Source organism: Oleiphilus sp. HI0066, from assembly GCF_001635725.1.
Genome location: NZ_LWFH01001086.1, coordinates 1 through 2012, shown reverse-complemented (window position 1 = coordinate 2012; position 2012 = coordinate 1). Strand labels below are relative to the sequence as shown.

The window sequence follows — 2012 nt, the reverse complement described above, 5'->3', positions numbered from 1 at the left end:
TAATCGCCGCAGACTCTGGACGATTTGCGATAAGTTCTTCTTTTGTTAAGCCATCTAATTCATGCGGGAATACCAGCCACTCATCGCTCTCATATAAGAAGTAATCTGGGATGCGATTAGTCTTGTTGTTCTTAGGCTTGTAGTAGGGGGTCGCAACTTTAATAGTTGGAGTGTTCTTTTTACAGCGAGCAGTAAGATCAACAATAGTTTGATCAATACTCAGACCGCTGTCGTGTACATCGTCAACAATTAACAGGTTCTGGTGGCTTTCAACGCGATTAATGAGATACGTTAAACCGTGCACTTTTACTTGTTTAGCGCGTTCGCCAATGGCCGTATAGCTCGAAGTACGAATAGCAATGTGGTCGCATTTGACGCCAAGCACTTCAAACATTTCTTGAACAGCGATGCCTACTGGAGCACCACCACGCCATACGCCTACGATGTAGTCAGGGCGGAAGCCACTTTCATAAATTTGAATTGCTAGCTTGAATGAGTCTTCAAGAAGTTGCTGGGCGCTGATAAAAGTTTTTTCCATTGTTCGTACCAAATACAAGTAATAAGTAATCGGCGCGAACTATAGCCAAAAAAGGATTAACTTTCATTAGAAATAAAAAAGGTCGGGTATTCCCCGACCTTATAGTACTGATCTAATGTCGCACTTAGTTAGTGCTGAGAATAACTGAATCGATCAAATGGATCGTACCATTGCTCGCTTTAATATCAGTTTCGATTACTTTAGCGCCTTCAATCAGCAAATCACCATTTGAAATTTCTACTGACACTGATGAACCTTCTCGAAGTGTTGCAACGTCAGAGCCATTAGCTGCGTATGCTGCCAATGCACTGACCTCTGAACCCAAAACGTGCTGCAGCAAAATATCTTGCAAACCTTCGACGGCACCAATGTTATTTTCATCGAAACCTGCTGCCGCGAATGCTGCATCAGTAGGAGCAAATACAGTGAATGTACCCGCACCAGATAGAGTACCAGCTAGATCAGCTGCAGTAACANCAGCTAGCAAAGTTGTTAGATCGGCATTCATAGACGCGCCAGCTGCCGCTGTAACAATTGCAGCAATACTGTCTGTCTCGTCTGATGTATCTATCGCAAGTTCTGGTGGAAGAAGAACTTTATCGATAACGTGGACAACACCATTCGTTGCTAGGTTATTAGCTGATGTAACTGCAGCGTTGTTTACGTATAGCGTTGACCCGGTTAGGGAGAGTGAAATTTGAGTGTCTGTTAAGGCTGTATCTGCCATCGGCATGCCACCAGACACGAGGCTTGTTGCTGCTTCAGAAGGAACGAAACCAGGAACTACGTGATAGTTAAGAACGCGTGTTAGTAGGTCGTCAGGGATTGCGTCAACATCTGCAAAGCCGTTAGCGCTAAGGAAATCAGCAAACGCTGCATCGGTAGGTGCGAATACGGTTAACGTAGCATCTGCATCAGTTAGAGCATCTGCCACAGACATTTCAGCACTGCCAACTGCTGCGACTAAAGAAGCCAGGCCAGCTGTCCCAGCTAATGTCGCAATGTTTTCAGTAGGAAGAGTCATTGGAACCATGACTGCATCAATTTCATGGATGATGCCGTTAGATGCGTTGATGTCTGTGTCGATCACTTGTGCGTTCTCAACGAATAGATCGTCTCCGCTAAGACTTACATCGATGTCCTCGCCTAGAAGAGAAGTTACTGAACCTCCTGCTGCTGCGACTGCTGCCTCGGCGTTAATTTCTGAACCGACAACGTGGTATTTGAGAACACTATATAAGGTAGAAAGTGGGATGTCGCTGAGTTCGTCCCAGCTCATGTTGCTGTCAAGTAGCGCAGTGAACGCGTCATTATTTGGCGCAAACACTGTAAGTTCGGCTGAATCGTCATCCAATGTGCCTGCAAGACCGGCATCAGTGACGGCTGTCGCAAGACTTGAGAAGTTAGGTGTAGAAGACGCAATGTCTGTGATCGATGGTGTTGCAGCAGGGCTGTCATCACTGTCACTACATGC

2 protein-coding genes are annotated in these 2012 nt (G+C 45.7%); both read right to left on the bottom strand.

Going from position 1 to position 2012, the window contains the following annotated elements; translation table 11 throughout:
- On the bottom strand, positions 1-538 hold a 538-nt coding region (locus A3738_RS13695), incomplete at its 3' end, for a phosphoribosyltransferase (RefSeq protein WP_068763647.1).
- Positions 539-662: 124 nt separating this feature from the next.
- Positions 663-2012 (bottom strand): fasciclin domain-containing protein (locus A3738_RS13690; RefSeq protein WP_068763646.1); only part of this gene is annotated, 1350 nt, incomplete at its 5' end.